The sequence below is a fragment of the Victivallis vadensis genome (assembly GCF_003096415.1).
Classification (GTDB): Bacteria; Verrucomicrobiota; Lentisphaeria; order Victivallales; family Victivallaceae; genus Victivallis; species Victivallis vadensis.
The window spans coordinates 32,555-53,779 of record NZ_QEKH01000023.1 but is presented as its reverse complement, the minus strand read 5'-3'; the positions used below and the strand labels follow the sequence as shown (position 1 = coordinate 53,779).

Sequence of the window (21,225 nt, the reverse complement as noted above, 5' to 3'; positions counted from 1 at the left end):
TATATGCAGTTAAAAACGTTTCAGGAAATCGAGGCTTCGGCGCATGCCGTCCCGGACGTCGCCGGTCAGCTCGTATTCGATCATCGCCGGGCCGTCAAACTCCTTCAGTGCGGCCATCAGTTCCGGCCAGTCCAGCCGTCCCTCGCCGCAGGCCGCGGGCAGCACGCCGCCGGGTACATCCCGGAAATCCTTCAGGTGGATGTACGGAATATGTTCCCGGAAGCGCCGGAAAAATGCGGCCGGCTCTCCCTGGCCCGCCGCCGCCAGATTCGCCGGGTCGTAGGTGACGGCGACACCGGTTTCCAGTAGTTCGCGCCAGCGGTCGACACGGGTGCTGACGCTGTTGAAATGGACCTGCGCGCCGCCGGGAGAAGCCGTCACGCCGCCATGTGTTTCCACACAGAGAACGACGTTTTTCGCGGCGGCGTGGGCGTTGACCGTTTTCAGTGCGGCGAGCATCCGGTCCAGACGCTCGCCGTACATGACGCTGTCGGAACTGAATCCGGCGAAGATGCGCAGGTAACGGATTCCGAGCCGGGCGGCGATATCGACAACTCCGATAACCTTTCCAACCTGTTCTTCCACATCGTCGCCGGTGAAATCGTTGCCGGTGCAGCCGCATTCGAGGCGGACGCCATGTTGTCTGAACAGCGTCTTGACCCGTTCGATTTCGCCGTCGGTCGCGCCGGGGCGGAGAACATCCCTGTCGTAGTTGGCGATGGAGAATTCCAGCAGGTCGAGGCCGAACCCGGATGTGATGGCGAGCTGGGATTCAAGAGGCTCCTCGCGAAGCCCCCAGGCGGCGAGACCGTACTGCATTACAGTTCCCTCCAGTCGAAAAGAATCTTGAAGCACTCCATCCCTTTCCGGGACTGATAGGCGAACGCTTCCCTGGCTTTTCCGGCGGGCCAGATTTCACAGGGCAGGTGCGAGGTGTCGAGCTTGCCTTCGCTGATCCATTGCAGGACTTGGCTTTTGCCGCTCCACTTCATCGCGCAGGTCATCGACAGATTGACGTTTTTCACAAACCAGCGGTGATAGTGGTCGAAGAGCAGCTTTTCCGGATAGTCGCCGTTCAGGTGGATGTGCCCCGGCTCGTCGTCATCCTTCCAGCCGCCGTCCTTGATGAACCGGTACAGCATCCCGGGAACGGCCGGGTTGCCGGAGCATTCGATGATTTTGTCGGCCTTCCTGCCGCCGGTGATCTCCTCAAGCTGTTTAAGCCCGGCGTCGTCGGGAGTGATCACATAATCCGCATAGCGGCGGGCGATCTCCCGGCGATACGGGTGCGGCTCCGCGATGACGACCGTGGCGTTCGGGGATTGGAGCCGGATGATCTGGGCCGCGCCGATTCCGTTCATGCCCGCGCCGAATACCAGCACCGAGCCGTTGAAATCACCCGTAAGTCCGAGCCGCTGAACTCCTTTGAGTGAGACGCAGAACAAATAGGCCAGCACCGCCTGCTCATCGGTCACATTGTCCGGTATCCGGCAGAGCGGATCGCCCGCGCCTCCGGCGTTGTCGGAGTCCTTGTGGACCAGCAGTGTACCGCCGCCCCAGGCCGCACAGCAGTCCAGATATTTGCGGCATTCGTTGATCATCACCCGGTCGCCTTTTTTGAAGCCGGGCGCATAGGAGCCCTCCTCGACGACCACTCCCATATTCTCATAGCCGGGAACCAGCGGGTAATAGCACTGTTCGGGGTGCTGCATGCCGTGGTAGGTTTTCATGTCGGTGCCGGTGCTGATCGCACTCATCAGCGTCCTGCAGACGACGGTGTCTTCCCGCTTCGGGGTCAGCGTGACCTCCCGGAATGAAGCTTCTCCGGGGCGCTCGATTACCGTTGCGGGTGTCTTTGCGTGATGTGCCATGAACCGCTCCTTTCTTGGGTTTCTGTATGGTTATAATATATGGTTATAGGATTTTGAAACAAGTGTTTCTTATAAAAAATATTGAAATAATATGCGTTTAATATGGTTTTATATTGACTTCGGGAATTACGGGTGTATGGTTATAATAAAACAACCGGAAAGGGATGTCATGATCGAGTATAAACAGCCTGCCATCGTGGCGGAACTGCGGCGGCGGATTCAGGAAGGGATTTACACAAGTCTGCTGCCGACCACAGCGGAGCTGGCGGCGGAATTCGGCGTCAACGTCAAGACGATGGGCAAGGCGATTGCAAGGCTCGTCGCGGAAGGGCGGCTCGAAAGGCGAAGGCACAGCGGCACCCGGCTACCGGTTCAGGAGAAGCGGAACGGTGCGGAGCTGATCGAAATCATCTTTGAAGGATACACCAGTATATTCACCCATCCGTTCTGGGGCGAAATCTGGTCGGGCATCGTGGGGGAACTCTCCCGGGAGGCGTTCCGGCCGGTGCTGAACATGCTTGAAGCCGACCGGGCGACCGGGCTGCTGAAGCTCGCCGGTTTCACGATGTGCCCCTCCGCCGGGAAGATCGTGCTCGGTATCGCCGAACCGCGCCTGTTTGAGGCGGTGCGAAGCTCCGGCGTGCCCTTTCTGGCGGCGGGCGATCCGGTGGAGGACCCGGCGGTTCCGCAGGTCGCATTCGACTTTACCCGGGGAATCCGGCAGGCGGTGGACCATCTGGAGCAGCTCGGCTGCCGCAGAATCGCGTTTATCGGGCAGACCCGTTCTTTCATCTCCCCGGCGCAGCTCGGCAAGTTCCATGCGTATTTGAAAGCCGTCCAGCACCACCGGCAGGTCGATCCTGAACTGATCGAAGATGTGCGCCCGCTCTCCGGTCTCGGCGCACCGGCGCTTGCGGCGCTGCTGAAACGTTCGGTTCCCGATGCGGTGATTGCGGCTTACGACCATCAGCTGCCGGAAATGCTTGCCTGGCTGGAGGAAAGGCGGCTGTCGATTCCGGTGATCGGCTGCGACGGGCTGAAGCTGGCCGGCCTGCCGCCGGATCGGCATACCGTCGCCGCCCCGCTGTCGGAGTGCGGCCGGGAGGCGGCCCGCCGGCTGCTCGCCGCCATCCGCGAAAAGCGTTCCGCAAAATCGCTGTTCCTCGAAGCCCGGTTCCGGTAGGGGAACCGCCGGAGAACCGGGCGGCGGCCTGAAATCGTCTCTGACTGCTTATTTTTCCGCCAGTTCAAAGTAAAGGGCGGGGCCGCCGGGCAGCCTGGCGGTGTCGATATCGAGCATCAGTTCACCGTCTTTGGCCGTCACCGGCAGTTCGGCGCGGCGGGTTCCGTCGATGCCCAGCGCGAAACATTTGAATCGGTCCGCGCGGTCGTGGCGGAGCCGGAGCCGGAAACGCCCGGTTTCCACCAGCGTCGGCTCCTGGCCGATCTTGCGCAGCGTGACCCGCTCCTTTTCATCGAATTCCATGCCGGAGTTGAGGGCATTGGTCGCGTAGACCGCCACCAGCCGCTTCGCCTGCCGGAGCGGGCGGTCGCCGTCGACGCTGACCACGGCGAGATTGCCGCGGGTGGTCAGCTCATCGACGCCGAGATCGGAGAGCTGTGCTTTGGAGCCGGCTTCGGCGCAGATTCCCTGCAGCCGGGGCGTGTCTACACTCATATAGTTGCGGCGGCAATCCATCAGAAGTTCGCCGGTGGAGCTTTCAAAGACTTCGTCGTTGGGGTTGCTGCGGTTATTTTCCGGCAGCAGTTTCTGCTTTTTCAGCTCCGCGACGAAGGTGTTGAGGTCGAAGGGATTGCCCGGCTGGTCGACGACCTGCGAGAATCCGGCCAGATTGTTGACGACCGCGGTTCCGCCGGAGGTTTTCAGCACGACTTCATCCGTTTCGGGGGGCAGGGGCTGCGCGCCCGGCTTGAGCACCTCGGTGGCAACGCCGGTCAGCAGCGTCAGCCGGGAGTGGGCGGAATTCATGCCGTCGTTGAAGGTCCGCGCCCGGTAGAGTTCTTCCGGGTCGAGCGTGATCCGCACCCGGCCGTCGGCCGGGCGGACGTCGCCGCGCCGCAGCAGGAAAGCGGTCAGGAATTCCGACGCGCCGATCACCGGGTCGAACATCAGGGAAAACGGCCGGATCTGGTAGAGCTTGGCCGGAATGACGGAGACCGGCTTCGCATGGCAGGTCAGCCCGGAGACGTTCTGGAACGCGGCGTAGGCCCCGGTCACGAACGCCTGCTCGTAGCGGTAGTTGTTCCAGAATACATGGCCATGTTCGGTGATCAGCAGAGGCTTGCGGTACTGGCGCATGCTGTTGAGGCCGCGGATGACGCCGCCCGCGTTGGCGATTGAACTGGTCTGGGGCATGGCGGAGCCTTCCGAAATGAACGCCGACGGGTGGGCGTGATAGGAGTGCATGAAGACCGCCGGCATCTCCTGCCGGACCAGATGGTAACGCTGCTCCTGTCCCATGTCGTAGTTGGCGAGAATCCCGGAGTAGCCGATTTTTTTCAATTCGGCGGCATACCAGCGGTAGAGATTCTGTTCGAGGGAGGTCAGGAAGCGGGCGATGTCGATTCCCCGGTTGCCGGAGTCGCGGATCTCCTCGGCCTTGAACAGCGGCACCTGATCCCAGCCGGTCACGCCTGCGGGCAGCTTTTCACCCCAGGAGGCGCGAAGCTGTTCGACCGTGCCGTATTTTTTCTGCAGGAACTTCCGCCATGCCGGGGCCATCTTCGGCCAGTTGCGATAGTTGCGGAAGAACGCGAACTCCTGTTCATTGTAACAGGTCAGCACCGCCAGCACCGGATCGTCGACCAGACTTTTGCCGGTGTAGGGATTGACATGGGTGAAGAGTTTTTTCGCCCCTTCCGCCCAGTTGCGGCGCACTCCTTCATCGAAGTAGAGGTCGAAGTTGAAGCTGCGGCCCTGCGGGTCAGGCGCCCACGCATAACCCGGCGTGTAGCCGACCGGGCTGGACATCACATCCATATTGAGGTAAATCCCCTCCTGTTTCAGGCAGTGGACATAGTAGTCGAACCGGTCGAGCACTTCGGCGTTGAACTGCAGCGGCTCCTTGGCATCGCGCATGAGCATCTCGTCGAAGTAGTGCAGCCGGGTCATATTGTAGCCGTGAAGTTTCAACTGGCGCACGTATTCGCGGGTTTTCTCCTTCGTGGCGCACTCCTTGAAGATGGTGTCGTGCGCCTCGGCGGCGGTCAGGAAACGGACCGGCGTCTCCGGGGCGCTTTCGCGGGCGAACAGGCCGTCGGCATTGACGATGATCCGGTCCTGCGGAGCGTTCTCCTGCGACAGGAAGGAGCGGTCGAGCGCCGATCCCGGCACGATTCCCGGCGTGGCGGGACGGGCAAGCTCCTGCCAGCGGCCGTCGGCGCGGGTCACGACGCGTTCGGTGGACGGGGGATCGTAGCGGTGCCCGGAGACCGTCGCCGCCGCGATGATCCAGATCATGGAACGGTTTGCGCTGCGGAAACGCAGGCTTTTCACGCCTTTCAGCTCCGGATCAAGCTCGAAGTGCGACACGTACAGTCCCACACGGCCGCCGGAGTTGTTCGGCCAGAGTGCCCCCGGGAAAGCGTTGGCCAGCGGCTTGGGGTTCCACCAGTCGCCGATATCGCGGCCGGATTGAACCTCGAAAGTCTGGCGTTTGCCGGAGTTGCCGGTCACCTCCACGCTCCCGACGGCGCCGGGGACGTTGTAGCAGAGGGTGTGCAGCAAATAAAGATGGTTGCCGACGGTTCCGGCGGGGGCAGGGATTTCCGCTTCTTCCAGTCCGGCGGGAAAATTCGCCGCACGCATGGTAAGGACGGAGCGGCCATTGTTCTTCGCGGGATCGATGACCGCAAACGGCACGTTGGCGAAAGTGGCCGGGGAGCGCCATTTGAAATTGCGCGCGTCGTTGTCCGGCCCCTGATCGGACCAGCCGCCTTTGCCGTCTCCGGCGACCGGGTCCGCGAAGCCCATATTGGCGGCGCGGCGCAGGTCGAGCAATGTGGCGGCCGTCTCGATTTTCAAGTTGCGGAATTCAAGCTTCCCATAGGAATCCTGAAAACCAAGTGTAAGTTGGGCGTTGGTCACATCGGCGGGAATATCGGCGGAAAAAGCGAGCGTTTCCCAGTCGAAGTTCCCGAGCTTGATCTTGGCACTGGGCCATGAGTGGTGGCCGGGAGCTTCGATGTTGGACTGGAATTTGCCGCCATTCCACGGTTCGCGGGCCGGGGCGATGCCGGTGCCGCGGGCTTCGACGCTGAAGTTCAATCGCTGTCCGGCAATATCGGCCGGATTCAGTTTCAGGGTGAGACTGGCGTTATTGACGCGCTGCGGAACGGAGAGCACGACGCCGTCCTGACGGATTTCCGGCTCCACCTGCCAGGCGGAGAATGATTTCAGATCCTCCGGATTCCGGAAACCGCACTGGAAAACGACTTCCGCCGAGGCGGTGAACGCGATTCCGGCAAGTGCGCCGGCCGTGTATTGCAACAGTTTGTTCATACTATGATTGCTCCTGAATTTACCAGATAACATCGTTGTTCGTGAGGGCATAGGGAAACCAGATGGTCCAAGTCGGATTGGTTGTGGAATTCATTTTCCAATTCAGAGTATAATGTCGCCGGGGAGAAGCATGGCCGTCGAAAAAGGCGACATTGGCGTTCTGTTGACTGCCGTGGCGGTAGGCTACATTTTCTCCCGGGGGATTTTCTAGGCCCATTTCATTGCCCTTCTGCCAGAAGGGTTCCGGAGTATTGTTGTACAAGCTGAGCTGCGCGGAGGCGGTGACATCCGCCATGCAGACTTTTTCGGCGTGGCGCTTGACTTTGGTCAGCTTGAACATGGTGGAGGCGGAATTGGTATTTCCCGGCCAACACGGATCGCCGCCGAAGTGAACCATGCCGTACACATAGGCAAGATCGATGAAACCGTTCTGTTCGCCGACTGTGGCGAGCGGGCAGGCGAAAGTACGCGGGTAGAGTGCGTCGTCCCACTCCCGCTTGGCCAGACCGGCATAGGAACGGAAAGCCGGATTGCGGTGCCAGCGGAGGTTTTCATTTTTTTCAGTGCTGCGCACCTCCCACGGCACGAACCAGTCGTCGTAGTCGCTGGAGTAGAGCAGCCCGAAATTCCAGACCTGCTTGATGGAACTGAGGCATTTGGCTCCCTGTGCGGTGTCGCGCGCCTTATTCAGCGCGGGCAACAGCATTCCGGCGAGAATTGCGATGATGGCTATTACAACCAGCAACTCAATCAATGTAAATGAGTAACGACGGAAAGTCTTCATTGGGATGGTTCCTTTCGATGTATTTGGGTTCATTCTAAAGGTTTTCCGCTTTGAGGATACAGCTTTCGCCGGCGACGAACTGCATCGGGATTGAGATACTGCGGGGAACTTCGCTGCCGCTCAGGCGCTGTTCCTCGAGCAAATGGAGCAGCGCCTGCGCCATCGCATCGATATCCTGCTGCATTCCGGTGATCTTCATCGGGGAGGCGGCGTCCATCCAGGCATAACGGTCGTAGGAAAAGAGCGAGATGTCGTCGGGAATCCTCCGGCCGCTTTCCTGAATGGCCCGGATCGCTCCCATCGTCGCGCGGTCGCCCGCCACCAGCACGGCGGAGAAGTCGGGCCCGCCCTGCAGCAGCCGCCAGGCGGCCGCCCGGCCCGACTCCTCCTCCCACGGGGTGATCAGTTGGAACCGCTCCGGGGTGACCGGCAGATCGAGACTGCGGCAGGCTTCCTGCACGTCGGCATAGGAGTTGTGTCCCGGCAGCAGCATGATGTCGCGGTGTCCGTAATCGAGCAGCCGGCGGAGGGCGAACCCCCAGGCGTTCCGCCCGTCCGAACGTACCTGCGGAATGTCCGTCGCGGCGTCGTCCAGCGGGATCACCACATACGGAACCCGTTCGCGGCGCAGCAGTTCCAGCTCGGCTTCACGGTTGGTCTGCAGCAGCTCCGAAGAAAGGTTGAGAATCGTCCCGTTCCTCATGGCGGGGGTGACACCGTATTCGCGCACGTACCCGCTCAGGGTCTGATGCGGCGGCAGCACGGTCACATTGACGCTGGCCCCCTGACGGGCCGCCTGTGAACAGAGGTTGAGCAGCAGCGGCCCCACAAAGGGATCGCGGCTGAGGTCGCCGTGGAAGGAGCCGCTGAAAAACTGGATGGCCGGAACTTCCGCCTTGGCCTTTTCATGTGCCGAAACAAACGTTCCCTTGCCTTGAATCGCGGTGGTGAAGCCATCCCGCGTCAGGTGGGTGATCGCCTGCCGGATAGTCAGGATGGACGTGCTGTAATATTCGGCCAGTTCCTGCGTGGAGGGCAGCTGCTCGCCGGGCTTCAGGGCGCCGCAGCGGATGCGGTGGCTCAGCTCCTCGTAAATCTGTCTGTATTTGACGGGTTTGGCAACGGTCGGCATGAAAGAGCCCTTCATGAGTTGTTATGTTATTATGTTAACATGATATATTATGAATCAATTGCCCGCGATTGTCAAGAGGGGAGTGCAAAAAAGAATGGAAAAAGTTATTCTGGGAATTGAAAAAGTAAACGCACCCCCTTGAGTCGGACCAGTTGCATTTAGTTTGCCAAAAAAAGGCGGGGAGGGCGAGGAGGCTGGCGTCCCGGACTGTCCCATTTCCTGCCGTGACAGAGAAAACACCATGTCATTTTATTTTTAAGTATCACTACTGCTCCGTTCTTTCGACTTGTGCTTGCAGAGTGAAAGAATATTTGTTCTGCACGGGAAATCAAACAACGCCGCCCTGATACCGAACCGTTGCGCCGGAAAAGCTATCTTTGCCTTGAAAATCCATAAATTTAAGAGTATCATACTTGGTGTGCCGGGCTTTCTGATTTATTATATGACCTAAGCTGGGAGATATATCTGGTATCTGACGGCAGAAAATGAAAAATGGAGGTAGGTGCATGTTGTTGAAAACGATCCGGAAGAAAAAAATCTGGCAAGTTGCAATTGGAATCGGCTTGGCTATAGGTTGCAATGCAGGAGAGCCATCCCGTACTTCGTTTACTTTTCAGGCAGATGAATTAGCGGCGGCAAATGCGGGAATGACGAAAAAGAGTGTTGAAGCCGGTTCCCGGAAAACTCCGGTCTGGATTTTTGATGGAAAGCGCGGTAAAACAGCCGTTTCGGGAAAGTGCGAGGGAATTCCGGCGGGATACAAGGGCATGCAGGTTGAAATAGCCGTACTCTCCGTTGCTGATGAAACGGTTTCGGATTTTGAAGATGTCTACAGAGTCCGCCTGGTGCAGAAACATCCGGAATCCGGAGAGGTCGTTACGAAATTTTCCGGCCCGCCGGTCAGGACCCGGCTCACCGGCAGGCCGATGGAATCCAGAACCATTCTTCTGGAATCCTGTTGTCCGGTAAAACCGGATTTGCCGATCAGTTTTTCCATCGAACGCTGCGCAGGCGATTTCGGCGATACCTTCAAGCACGATACCGGCCTGGTTTCGGCAACGTTCACTCCCGTCCGGGAAAGCATTATACCATTCACGGTCGAAAGCCGTCCCGGTTACAATTCATGGCCGATGATGCAGGCCGACGGCAATAAACTTGTCTGCACCTATTCGCGCGGCAGCGCACATGTCACCAGTGAGCCGAAAAGGAATGTCTATGTGAGAAGTTCCGTCGATTTCGGCAAAACCTGGTCTCCCGAAGCAATCGTGACGGCGGATACCGTTTACGGGGAGGTTCCCATCGGCAAGGGATTGGATGAAAACGGAAAATTGCTGTTCTGGGTCAGGCGGCAGGGGATTGGCGAACGGCGGCACGATCTCTACCGGACTGCGGACGGGGTCCATTTCGAATACGTCGTCATGCCGGATCTTGATCCGGTGCCGATGCAGATCACCGATGTGTTTCATGTGCCGACGGTCGGCCTGATGGCGCTCTGGTTCACCGGCAACTACGGTGCGGAAAAATTGAACGCATGGGGCACGCTGGTCAGTCGGGACAACGGCAATACCTGGACGCAATATACCGTTGAAGATGCCCTGCCGCACAAAGAGTGGATGACGGAGCCGTCAGCGGTTTATCTGGGAGACGGCAGAATTTTCGCCGTCGGGAGGATTGAATACTCTCCCGACAGTGCGGAGCGGGCGCAGTTTCAGATGGAATCCGATGATTACGGCAAGACGTGGAAACGCAGCAAGACGAATATCACCGATGTTATGATGTCGACGCCGAGTCTGATCTATGACCGGGAAACCGGGCTGGTCAGCAATTATTATTACCAGAGGGGCCGGGGGATGCTCAAACGGAGAGTAGCGAAAATCGACGAGATCTGGGGCAAGCCTCTGGCGTGGCCTGATCCTGAAATCATCGTTTTCGGCGACTCCGCCACGGTTGACGCAGGCAATGTGAACGCCACCGCCATCGGGAGGAAGCATTATCTGGCATATTATTCCGGTGAAACGCCGAATACTTCCGTACTGGTCGCAGCCGTTCCGGCGCCCGCGACGGAGCGGCGACAGAAATAAGACGCTTCGGGGTGATGAACTCGCAGGAAAACGGCGCGCTAGATGTCGCCGATTTCCTCCAGAGTCTGCAGCCCGTGAATGATTTGGCGGGGGCCGTGCGCCTGGCTTCGATAATTTTTCGGGGAGACTCCGACCTGCCTGCGGAATTGCCGCGAAAAATAGAGCGAGTCGGAAAAGCCGGTCGCCGCCGCGATTTCTCCGATGTTCATGTCGGAGCGGATCAGGAACTCCATCGCCTTGCGGATCCGCAGATTGAGCAGCCACTGCATCGGGGAAGTTTTCATCTCCTCGCGGAATTTCCTGAAAAACGAACTTTCCGACAAATTGGCCAGCCGCGCCAGTTTGGGCAGGCTGATCTCCTCCTGATAATTGCGGCGCATGAACGCGACCGCAATTCCGATGTCGCTGTTGAAGCGCTCCCTTTCCACATAACTGCAGGATTTGCGTAGCACCAGCACCAGCAGATTCAGCAGGTGTGAAATCAGCAGCAGCTCCGCGCCGGCACTTCGCTGCCGGCTTTCCATCGCCATCGCGTGCAACAGGATATCGAGTTCCGCGAGCGTGGCGGAATCCACGCAGAGTTCACGGCGTTCCTCCGCCGGGCAGAAGAGCAACGGGTAGCCTGCGAGCCCGCTCAGGGATTTCCGGTAGGGGCGCAGAATCTGCGAGTCGAACATGAAATTCATCAATGTCAGCGGCTCGGAATACTCGTAGGCATGGCTTTCGCCCGGATGGAGCAGGAAAACGCTGCCGGGGCGCAGCGGCAGTTTCTGGCTGTCGGTCAGATGGGTCCCGGCGCCGCGCAGAACGACCGCAAGCTCATAAAAATTATGCTTGTGATACTGCGTGTGGGACAGCTCCTTTTCCCAGTCATTCATGAAATGAACCGATTTCAGCGCCGTGGCGTGATAGCCACCGGAATAACCTTTGAGTTTCAGGCAGTAAATCGACGAGGCGCGTTTTCTGGTTTTGCCCGGAAAATCCATATTTTTAAGAGTATCGTGTTTGTGTTTCTTCTGGTTTTACGGTACAATATAGCCCGTAATCAAACCAATTGCAAACAGTTTCACAAACACGTCATCCGGCCGGAAGACCGGAACGGCGGAAAAACAAATCGGAAAGGAACCTCCTCCATGCAACTGCTCGACTGGGGAATTGTCGGAGCTTTGCTGCTCATACTGACGGCCACACTGATCATCAGCCAGCGCCAGGTCAAAAGCACGGCGGATTTTCTTGCCGCCAACCGTTGCGCGGGCCGGTATCTGCTGGCCGTCACCGACGGCATCGCCGGCATCGGCGCGATTTCGATCATCGCGACGTTTGAACAGTACTATATCGCGGGATTTTCCCCGGTCTGGTGGGGATTCCTTTCCGGGCCGATCGCTTTGCTCATGTCGATCTGCGGCTGGGTCTATTACCGCTTCAGGGAGACGCGCTGCTTTACGATGGCGCAGTTTTTCGAGGTGCGCTACAGCCGCCGCTTCCGGGTGTTCAGCGGAATGCTGGGATGGCTCTCCGGCGTGCTGAACTACGGGATTTTCCCGTCGGTTTCGGTCAAATTCTTCATGTTTTTCTGCAAGCTGCCCGACAGCTTCCAGATCGCCGGGATTCCCTTCGTGTTCAGCACCTACGTATGTCTGCTCCTTTTCGTGATTTCGCTCGGCGTCACGTTCGCGATCTGCGGCGGACAGCTTGCGATCATGCTGACCGACTTCATCCAGGGAACCTTCTGCAATATCGTGTTCCTGATCCTGATGATCTTCATGGTGATGCGGTTCGACTGGGAGACGATTTTCGAGACGCTGACCGTGCATGCGGCGGAGAATCCGGGACAATCGCTTTTCAACCCTTTCGACACGACCGGAATCCGGGATTTCAACATCTGGTTCTTCCTGATGGGCATTGTGCTGGTGGTGCTGACCAGCGGCACCTGGCAGGGGCAGTCGGGTTATGCGGCCGCCGCCAAAAGTGCGCATGAAGCGAAAATGGCGCGTTTTCTCGGAGTATGGCGGCAGCTGGTGCAGTGGGCCTTGCTGCTTTTCATCCCGATCTGCGCCTTTACTTTCTTCAACAGCCCGCAATATGCCGACAGCGCACAGACGGTTGCGGAAACGCTCGGCACGCTTCACGGGCAGGAGGTCAGCCAGGCGCGCGTGCCGCTGTTTCTCTCCCACATCCTGCCGCCCGGACTGCTCGGATTGTTCGCGGCGCTGATGCTGGCGGCGATGCTCTCGACCGATGACTCCTACATGCACAGCTGGGGGTCCATCTTCGTGCAGGATGTGATCATGCCCTTCCGCAAGAAACCGTTCACCGAAAAACAGCATATCCTGCTGCTGCGGCTGTCGATCGTCTTCGTCGGAGTTTTTGCTTTCTTCTTCAGCTGGCTCTTCAAGCAGACCGAATACATTCTGCTTTTCTTCCAGATCACCGGTGCGATTTTCACGGGCGGCGCGGGCGCGGTGCTGATCGGCGGCCTGTACAGCCGGAGCGGTTCGACGCTCGGCGCCTGGGTGGCGATGATCCTCGGTTCGGGACTGGCGCTCGGCAGCATCGCGCTGCAGCAGTGCTGGCCGGCCCTCGCTCCGGTGCTGGCCGAACATGCGCCGGAATCCGCTGCACAGTGGCTGCTCGCCCGCCGGGAACGCTTCCCGGTCAACAGCCAGGTCCTCGCGTTTGCGATCACCCTGACCGGGTTCGCAAGCTATTTCATCGTTTCGTATATCGACCGCAAGGTGCACGGCACGGAAAATTTCAACCTCGAAAAAATGCTTCATCGCGGCAAGTACGACATCTCCGGCGAACACCGGGAGGTATGGTCCGCCGGTAAAATCTGGAGGATCTTCGGGTTGACTGATGAATTCACACGGTTTGACCGCCTGCTCTTTTTCGCGTCGCTCCTGTGGACTTTGCTCTGGACAGTCGCCTTCGTCGCAGGTACGCTCGGACACTTCGTGCTGGGCTGGCAGCCGCTGCACTGGCTCCGGCTGTGGCGGGGCTATGTGATGCTGGGATTCGGGCTCGGCATCGGCACGACCATCTGGTTCCTGATCGGAGGCGCCGCCGATGTGGTGAAGCTGTTCCGGGCGCTGCGCACCCGGAAACGCAATGACGCGGACGACGGGCGGGTGGTCAACGGCCGGAACGCCGGCGAAGAATCTGCGGAGCCGGTAACGGATCCATCCGGGGATTGACGGTGTTTCCGGCGGGGCACCGAAACCGGAACGGTAGCGTTGGTTTGATAGAAAAATCCATATTTATAAGAGAATTGCACTTGTTGAACAAGCAGTCTCATAGTATAATATTGTTGACGGAACAATTTATCCGTAAACTCAAGCGACTTTTGCAGGAAGTCAGAAAGGAACATTCCATTATGAAAACGACGGTAAGTACGGAAAAACACAATTTCACCCTTATTGAGCTGCTCGTTGTAATAGCGATCATTGCGATTCTGGCGGGCATGCTGCTGCCGGCCCTCAACCGCGCTCGCGACAGCGCGAAAGCAATCAGCTGCACAAACAACCTCAAGCAGTGCATGCTCGCGACGCAACAGTATGCCGATGACTATAACGGCATTGCGTTCCTGAAAGGAAATGGAGCGGCCTGGCATACACTCCTGAACTGCATGGTTCGCGGCACGTATGTGACTGCCTGGGGGCAGGCGGGTCTTTATCCGCGCCGTCTTCCCTCTTTCAAGGTGGCCAGTTGTCCGGCTGTGCCTGCTGCTGCGATTCCCGAGCCGAATTCAGATGAGGAGAGCACAAAGTTCGGGGCGATCTACGGTGTGCCCGGCAATGCGACGGATGGCGAGCAGGGGCCGGCGCATACGCCGAACTACAACGAGAATCCGCAGGCGTTTGTGCATCCCAGTACCGTGGGACTGGGGGAGGGGACGATTATCTCTTTCCCCAAAATCAAAAACGCTTCCCAGTTCCTGATTTATGCCGATACCTGGGAGACCTCCACTATGATGCAGGCTTACTCTTTCTCCCTTACCACCGGCGCTTCCGGCATTGATTTGCGGCATAACCAGAAAGCCAACATCGGCTGGGCCGACGGCCACGTTTCCGCTATTTCAGCCGGTGACATCCAGCAGTGGAGAAACGATGGAAAAGTCTGGCCGGGAGCATATATCCTCAACAGCACGTCCGTGAAGGTCGTGCTTCCCTGAATCAAACTATCTGCAGGAAAAAATGATGATGTACAATGAATTGAAAAGAATTACCGCCTCCGCAATTGCTTCTGTCGCATTACTGCCGCTGATCGGCGCGGAGTGGCGGGTGGACTCCCCCCTGCCCGGCGTGCTGGAGCTGGCCAACGACAGCAATCGCTGGGGCGGGCTGAACGGCTTCGATGTTCTGCCGTGCAATGGTTCCAACTGCATTGCAAGAAAAGAGTTTCCGCTGGATAAGCTGCCTGCCGGGAGCCTCGCGAAAGCGGACAAGGTCTATCTGAGGCTCCATATCGGTGTGTTGGATTACAGCAAGGATCTTAATAAAGAAGCTCCGAATGGTCTGACTGAAAAATTCCGAATCCAGTTCGATGGCGGCGAGGAGATCGTGCTCAACACCTCCGATCCGCGGCTGCCGGCCCGCAGCGCGACTTCCAACAGACTCAATGACTGGGTCGAGATTCCGATTGACAAGTCGCTGCTGCTCAACCGCGACAGGATCGCTATATCGGTCGCCAAGGTCGATGACGGAGACGATTTCATCTATCCCAGCGTCGATCGGAATGTGAACAATACCGCCAGTTTCGTCAGCCGCGACGGAGGTAAAACCTGGAGTCGTGACTGGAATCGCGCCACGCATCAACGCAGTGGCGAATTCATGATGCGGCTCAAGCTGGTCGATTCGGAGAAGTTGACCGGTTCCTGGCGGGTGGATTCCCCCCGGCCCGGCGTGCTGGAGCTGGCCAATGACAACAACAGCTGGGGCGGGTTGAATCCGTTCGACGTCCTGCCCTGCAACGGTCCCGGCAATATCGCCGCGAAGGTGTTCCCGCTGACGAAGCTCCCCGCCGGAAGCCTTGAAAAGGCGGACAAGGTCTATCTGAAGCTGCACATCGGCGTATTCGATTACAGCACGGCGCTCAACCAAGAGGCACCGAACGGCCTGACTGAAAAATTCCGCATCCGGTTCGATGGCGGAAAGGAGATCGTGCTCAATACCGCCGATCCGCGGCTGCCCGCCCGCAGCGCGACTTCCAACAAACTCAACGACTGGGTCGAAATTCCGATCGACAAGTCGCTGCTGCTGAATCGTGAGGAGATTTCGATTTCGGTAGCCAAAGTCGATGACGGCGACGATTTCATCTATCCCAGCATCGACCGGAGCGTGAAGAATACCGCCAGCTCCGTCAGCCGCGACGGCGGGAAAAGTTGGAGCCGTGACTGGAACCGCGAGCAGAATCAGGAGTGCGGCGAATTCATGATGCGGCTCAGGCTCTCCAGCGTCGGGGAGCAGGGGAGCGCGGAGTGGAAGGCCGGGAACGGCATCGTCGGCGACTCCGAACAGCTGTTCGCTTATGCGGCGGACGAAGGGGAGCTTTTCCGTCTGGAATTGCGGCGGCACTGGGATGAATCCCGGCCGCTGACCCTTGCGTTTGCCACGGAGCCGGGTGCTGAATTTTCCGCAGTTGACGAAAAGGGCGCCGCGGTCGCTTTCACCCGCAGCGGCAATACGCTGAGCTTCAACACGGGAGTTCCGTTCGCCGTCGAGTGCCGCAACGGCAAGGTGCGGTCGGTGAGGGCGTCATTCGCCCCCGCCTTGGAGTGGCCTGTCGCCCGCCCCGATATGACGCCCGAAGTGAGCGCTCCCGCCGGCGTGCGCACCGGCGCCGCACCCTCCTGCCGGATCGACAACTCGACCGCCATCCTTGAAAATGAGGCGATTCGGGCGGAATTCCAGCTTGCTCCCGCACTGGCGCTCAAGAGCCTGTTCTGTGCGGAAGTCAATAGAAACATCCTGAAAGCCGCAGATGAAACCCGGATTTTCCGCATCCATGCCGGCGGCAGGACCTACGATGCCCGGGACGGAAAAGTGACGTCGGTCAAGTCGCTGTCGAACGGTTTTCAGGCGGTCGTTTTTCTGGAAGAACCCAGACTGGAATGCACTGTTTCGGTCATCGCGGAACGGGATGAACTGCGTTTCAAGCTCGATGTCACGAACCGCGGGGAGTCCGGCGCCGACTTTGCACTGGCCTTTCCGCATCTGGACGGGATCACGCTCTCCGCAAAGCCGGAAGACGATTTCTATTGCTTTCCCTTCGGCGGCGGCATCATCGGCGGCGAAAACTGCCGCTTCCGCAGCGCCTACGGCCAGAACGACGCCTGGTGGCAGATGGTCGATCTCTTTTCACGCACTTCCGGCGGCGGCGTCTATCTGCGCGGCGACGACCCGGAGGCTTCCTACAAGTTTTTGAACCTGCGCAAGGGAAAAGGGGTGAAGCATCCCGATCTGTACCACCTCTGCACCGGCACCACGCCTGGATTTTTCGAGTCGGAGCACCACTGGCCGCACGCCCTTTCCGAGGGAGAGTATGCGGGCATGGCGATCGACTATGCCGAACGCCCCTACGCCCCCGGCGTGAAGGTCTCCCTGCCGGACGCCGTGATCGGCACCCATGCGGGCAACTGGAAAGCGGCGATGCAGCGTTACGCCGACTGGGCGTCCGGCGTCTGGCCCCGGCAGGCCTTCCCCGGCAAGCTTACCGGCCGGTGGAACTACCGCGCCGGCATGGGGCTCGGCTCCCCGCTCTGGAAAGACGGCAAGTACGACACCTCGTATCAGGGGAAACACCACAAACGCCCCGCCGACATCTGGGAGCTGTGCAGCTGGTGGACGCTCACCAAATCGCTCTACTGGAAGCTGCCGTTTGAGGAAATCGGCAGATTCGCCAAAGACCCGTGGGTGGAAAAAGTGCTGGTCTGGCGCGATCCGGCCACCGGCGAAAAAGTGCTTTCGTATGCGCTCGGCGATTACGACGGCTACAATCCGCAGTGGGGCGGGCTGCCCGCTTTCCGGCAGCATCTTCAGGATCTCAAGAATGCCGGTCAGGTGGCGCTGCTCTATTACGACGCGGTGCTGATGGACGCCTCCGCGAGAAACGCGAAGATGGTTCCCGAATTTGCGGTCATAAACCATCAGTACAAATGCGCTCCGGCGCACGATGTCGCCAATCCGACCATGCCTCCGGGAATCGTCGCCAAATTTCACCAGTACGCCATGTGCGTTAATGCCGGAAAGTTCGCCGATTACACGATCGACGACGTGGTGCGGGTCGTCGAGGAAACCGGCGCGGACGGCGTGCGTCTCGATGAATTCGGCGGCGGCGGGCATCTCTGCTTCAGCACCATGCACGAGCATCTCTTTTCGAATGAAGGCTGGGGCAATCCGGTGCTTCAGGCGGTCGCCTACATCACGCGCGGCATCCGGGAGAAACTCGGCCGCTCCGGCAAGGAAGTGCTGCTGCTGACCGAGTTTCCGGGTTACGACATGCTGGTTTCCACGCTCGACGGAGCGCTGAGTTACGACGGCATCGCCCGCCGGAGCTTCGCCCGCCCGGCTCAGATCAATCTGCTGCGCTTCTATTTCCGGAACTGCAAGCTCTTTGAAATCATCGAGGATGCGGGCGACCACAAGCCCGCTCCGCACGATCTGTGGCTGTGGAATGCGGTCGGCGTTTACAACTCCGGCGAGTACCCCGACCATATCCGGTCGCTGCTGCTCGACAACAACGACGCTTTCGATTATGGCGAAATCGAGCCGCTGGTCGACAGTGCCGCCAAAGGGGTTTACGCCAATCGCTTCGCCTCTGACCGGAAGCGGATCTGGACGCTTTTCAACGCGACCGGATACACCGTCGATCAGCCGCTGCTGAAGGTCGCCCCCCGCGAAGACGTCCACTACGTCGAACTGACGACCGGACGGGAGCTGACGCCGCAGGACGGCATGCTCAGCTGCCGGGTGCGTCCGCAGAAGACGATCGCCATCGCGGAATATCCCCGGCTCATCTCCCTGAAGGACGGAAAACTTCAGGCAAAGGAAATGCCTGCCGGAGCGAAACTCGTCGCTTCGGACGCCGACGGCCGGAAGAATGTGGAACTGGTTCCCGGCGCCCCTCTGCCCGAACTTGCCGGAACCGACCGGATCAAGCTCATTGATGCCGATGGGATTGTGCTGGACATCCGTTACCGGGATTCTCTGTAAAGTAAAAAGACCCCATGAGTATTCTGGCTGTAACCGGGGTGCAGGTCAACGACCGCGACTGCACCGGGGAGCTTCTTTTCGTCGCGTCGCCGCAGGTGGAGTTCTCCTGGCGCATCGAAACGGATTCTCCCGATTCCCGGCAAGGCGGTTATCAGATCGTGGCATCCGGCGCGGACGGGCGGTTGCTCTGGGATTCCGGCCGGGTCGTCGGGACCGCCTGCCGGGGAGTCCCGTGGCGGGGCGCCGGGCTGAAAGCCGGCGACCGGGTCAGCTTTTGCATCCGCGTTTTCGACCGGGACGGCAGCCCGTCGCCCTTTTCCGTGGAAAACACGTTTGAGGTTGCGTTGCTGTCGCCCGGCGACTGGCACGGCGCGCGCTGGATCCGGTTTGCCGGAAACTGCTGTGCGGCGGCGGCTCCGGCCCCGCACTTCCGGCGCGAGTTCACCGTCGGCGACGGTTTGCGCCGGGCGGTGCTCTCGATCACGGCGCGCGGAGTTTTTGAACCGTCTCTGGACGGAACCCGGATCGGCGGCGATCTTCTCGCCCCCGGCTGGACCGATTTCAGGAAACAGATTCAGTTTCTTTCCTATGATCTTTCCGACCGCCTGCCGCCGGGCAGACACGCGCTCGGGGTGATCCTGGCGGAAGGCTGGTGCTGCGGCAACCTCACCGTGCTGCGGATGCGCAACGTCTATCATCCGCACCCGGAGCTGCTTGCGCATCTGGAGCTGGTCTACCGGGACGGACGGCGCGAATCCGTGGTCACCGATTCCGGCTGGAAAACGGCGACCGGGCCGATCCTCGGCTCCGATCTCTATGACGGGGAAGATTACGACGCCCGGCTGGAAATGCCCGGCTGGAATACTCCCGGCTTCGACGACGGCGCGTGGGAGGCCGCCCGCGAAAGCGGCGAAGTTGCGGAGACGCCCTGGCTCGTTCAGAAAAGCGCCCCGCCGGTCCGGTATATGCGGGAGTTGAAACCGGTCCGGCTGCTGCGTCCGAAAAAAGACGTCTGCATCTGGGATTTCGGCCAGAACTTCTCCGGCACGTTCCGGGTGCGGCCGCGCGGGATTCCCGGCAGGCGGTACACCTTTGCGACCGCCGAGATTCTGGAGCCGGACGGCTCGCTCTACACGCTGAATTACCGTGGAGCCCGTTCGCAGGACAGCTACATCTGCGCAGGTCCCGTGGAACAGGCCGCGGAATATGTGCCGAAGTTCACTTTTCACGGGTTCCGCTATCTGCAGATAGACGGCTGGCAGTTCGACCGGATTCCGCCGGAGGAGCTGGACGTTACCGCGCTGGTCATGTACAGCGCGATGCCGGATCGGTGCCGCTTTTCATGCGGCGACTCCGGCGTCAACCGGCTGTGGCTCAATGCTCTCTGGGGACAGCGCAGCAACTTTCTGGAGATTCCGACCGACTGCCCGCAGCGTGACGAGCGGCTCGGCTGGACCGGTGACGCGCAGATTTTCGCTCCCGCGGCGATGCTGAATATGGACTGTCTGGCTTTTTTCCGGAAATATCTCCGCGATATCCGGGACGGCTTCACGCCGGAAGGCGCCGCCCCCTCGATCGCTCCGGCGGTGCTGCACATCAACGACGGCGCGGCGGGGTGGGGGGATGCCGTGACCCTGCTCCCCTGCGCTCTTTACCGCCACTACGGTTCGACGGCGGTGCTGGCGGAAAATTATGAGGCGATGAAACGCGCTTTGCATTACCAGCTTTCCCGCTCGGAGGATTTCGTCATCGGCGGCGAAGGGCAGTTCGGCGACTGGCTCGCGCCGGAGGAGACTCCGCCTGAGCTGGTGGCGACCGCCTATTTCGCCCATTGTGCGGAAAACGTCGCCGAGGCGGCCGGAATCCTGCAGATTCCCGGCGACCGCGATCATTTCCTGAAACTTGCCGAAAATGTGAAACGGGCGTTCCGGCGGAAGTTCACCGACGGCGCCGGCCTGGTTCGTCCCGCGACCCAGACCGCGCTGGTGCTGGCGCTGTCATTCGGGCTGGCCGCCCCCGGCGCCGTCACCGGCAATCTGGACCTGCTCGAGCAGCGGATTCGCGGCAACGGGACGAAACTTTCGACCGGATTTCTCGGCACCGCCCTGATCCTGCCGACATTGGCGCGCTTCGGCCGCACCCGGTGCGCCTGCGACCTGCTGCTGCAACGGGAGTGTCCGTCATGGCTTTTTCAGGTCAGGCAGGGGGCGACGACGTTCTGGGAACGGTGGGACAGCTTTTCGCGGGAAAAAGGGTTCGGCGACGTTTCGATGAACAGTTTCAATCACTATGCCTACGGAGCGGTTTCCGAATTTCTGGTAAGCTGGCTGGCCGGAATCCACTACCGTCATGACGGCCTGGTTTTCGAAATCATTCCGGACCGCCGTTTCTCGCCGGTGGAAGCGGTGTTCGACTCCCCCTTCGGGCGTATCGCCAGTTCCTGGAGCCTGACGCCGGAGGGAGAACTGTACTGGGAAGCGGAAGTTCCTCCCGGACTCCCAGCTTCGGCCCGGCTGCCCGGCGGCCGCGAACTGCCGCTTGCCCCGGGCAGGCACATCTTATGTTGATTTACGATCCGCAAGAAGATGGTATGTCAATACCATCGAAGTATTAACGATTCCTTTC

Annotated in this window: 12 protein-coding genes; 6 read left to right on the top strand and 6 right to left on the bottom strand. The window is 59.7% G+C overall.

The window, feature by feature from the left end; translation table 11 throughout:
• Positions 1-9 precede the first annotated feature (9 nt).
• Complete coding sequence (locus C8D82_RS13695; RefSeq protein ID WP_116884853.1) at positions 10-819, bottom strand: sugar phosphate isomerase/epimerase family protein; 810 nt, start codon at positions 817-819, stop codon at positions 10-12.
• On the bottom strand, positions 819-1,871 hold the full coding sequence (locus tag C8D82_RS13690) for a zinc-dependent alcohol dehydrogenase (protein ID WP_116884852.1): 1,053 nt from the start codon (positions 1,869-1,871) through the stop codon (positions 819-821). Before C8D82_RS13690 ends, C8D82_RS13695 begins: the two co-directional genes overlap by 1 nt.
• Before the next feature lie 169 nt (positions 1,872-2,040).
• On the opposite strand from C8D82_RS13690, the gene C8D82_RS13685 reads away from it, so the two are divergent.
• Positions 2,041-3,054: a GntR family transcriptional regulator gene (locus C8D82_RS13685; RefSeq protein WP_165833083.1), complete on the top strand. Its 1,014-nt coding sequence runs from the start codon at positions 2,041-2,043 to the stop codon at positions 3,052-3,054.
• 48 nt (positions 3,055-3,102) lie between these two features.
• On the opposite strand, the gene C8D82_RS13680 is transcribed toward C8D82_RS13685, so the two are convergent.
• From C8D82_RS13680 to C8D82_RS13670, 3 genes are read right to left on the bottom strand one after another with little or no spacing between them, the layout of a single operon-like run.
• Positions 3,103-6,393 (bottom strand): beta-galactosidase, encoded by a 3,291-nt coding sequence (locus C8D82_RS13680; protein ID WP_165833082.1) that lies wholly within the window; start codon positions 6,391-6,393, stop codon positions 3,103-3,105.
• Positions 6,394-6,412: 19 nt separating this feature from the next.
• Positions 6,413-7,177, bottom strand: a complete 765-nt coding sequence (locus C8D82_RS21270; protein ID WP_207776134.1) for a type II secretion system protein — start codon at positions 7,175-7,177, stop codon at positions 6,413-6,415.
• A 34-nt stretch (positions 7,178-7,211) separates the two neighbouring features.
• Positions 7,212-8,309 carry a substrate-binding domain-containing protein gene (locus C8D82_RS13670; RefSeq protein ID WP_165833080.1) on the bottom strand — a complete coding sequence of 366 codons (1,098 nt, stop codon included), beginning with the start codon at positions 8,307-8,309 and terminating at the stop codon, positions 7,212-7,214.
• A 647-nt stretch (positions 8,310-8,956) separates the two neighbouring features.
• Here C8D82_RS13670 and C8D82_RS13665 point away from each other — a divergent pair.
• Complete coding sequence (locus C8D82_RS13665; protein WP_116884848.1) at positions 8,957-10,390, top strand: sialidase family protein; 1,434 nt, start codon at positions 8,957-8,959, stop codon at positions 10,388-10,390.
• Between the two features lie 38 nt (positions 10,391-10,428).
• Here C8D82_RS13665 and C8D82_RS20755 read toward each other — a convergent pair whose 3' ends face one another.
• A complete protein-coding gene (locus C8D82_RS20755; RefSeq protein WP_133245209.1) occupies positions 10,429-11,376 on the bottom strand; it encodes an AraC family transcriptional regulator in 948 nt (315 codons plus the stop codon).
• A 147-nt stretch (positions 11,377-11,523) separates the two neighbouring features.
• Between C8D82_RS20755 and C8D82_RS13650 the strand changes: the two genes are divergently transcribed.
• The 4 genes from C8D82_RS13650 (at position 11,524) to C8D82_RS13635 (ending at position 21,167) form a co-directional block, all read left to right on the top strand.
• Positions 11,524-13,584 (top strand): sodium:solute symporter family protein, encoded by a 2,061-nt coding sequence (locus tag C8D82_RS13650; protein ID WP_165833079.1) that lies wholly within the window; start codon positions 11,524-11,526, stop codon positions 13,582-13,584.
• A gap of 179 nt (positions 13,585-13,763) precedes the next feature.
• Complete coding sequence (locus C8D82_RS13645) at positions 13,764-14,561, top strand: prepilin-type N-terminal cleavage/methylation domain-containing protein (RefSeq protein WP_116884845.1); 798 nt, start codon at positions 13,764-13,766, stop codon at positions 14,559-14,561.
• Positions 14,562-14,583: 22 nt separating this feature from the next.
• Positions 14,584-18,600, top strand: a complete 4,017-nt coding sequence (locus tag C8D82_RS13640) for a DUF6259 domain-containing protein (RefSeq protein ID WP_133245207.1) — start codon at positions 14,584-14,586, stop codon at positions 18,598-18,600.
• 14 nt (positions 18,601-18,614) lie between these two features.
• Positions 18,615-21,167, top strand: coding sequence for an alpha-L-rhamnosidase (locus C8D82_RS13635; RefSeq protein ID WP_116884843.1), 2,553 nt, complete (start codon positions 18,615-18,617; stop codon positions 21,165-21,167).
• The last annotated feature ends 58 nt before the right edge of the window (positions 21,168-21,225 follow it).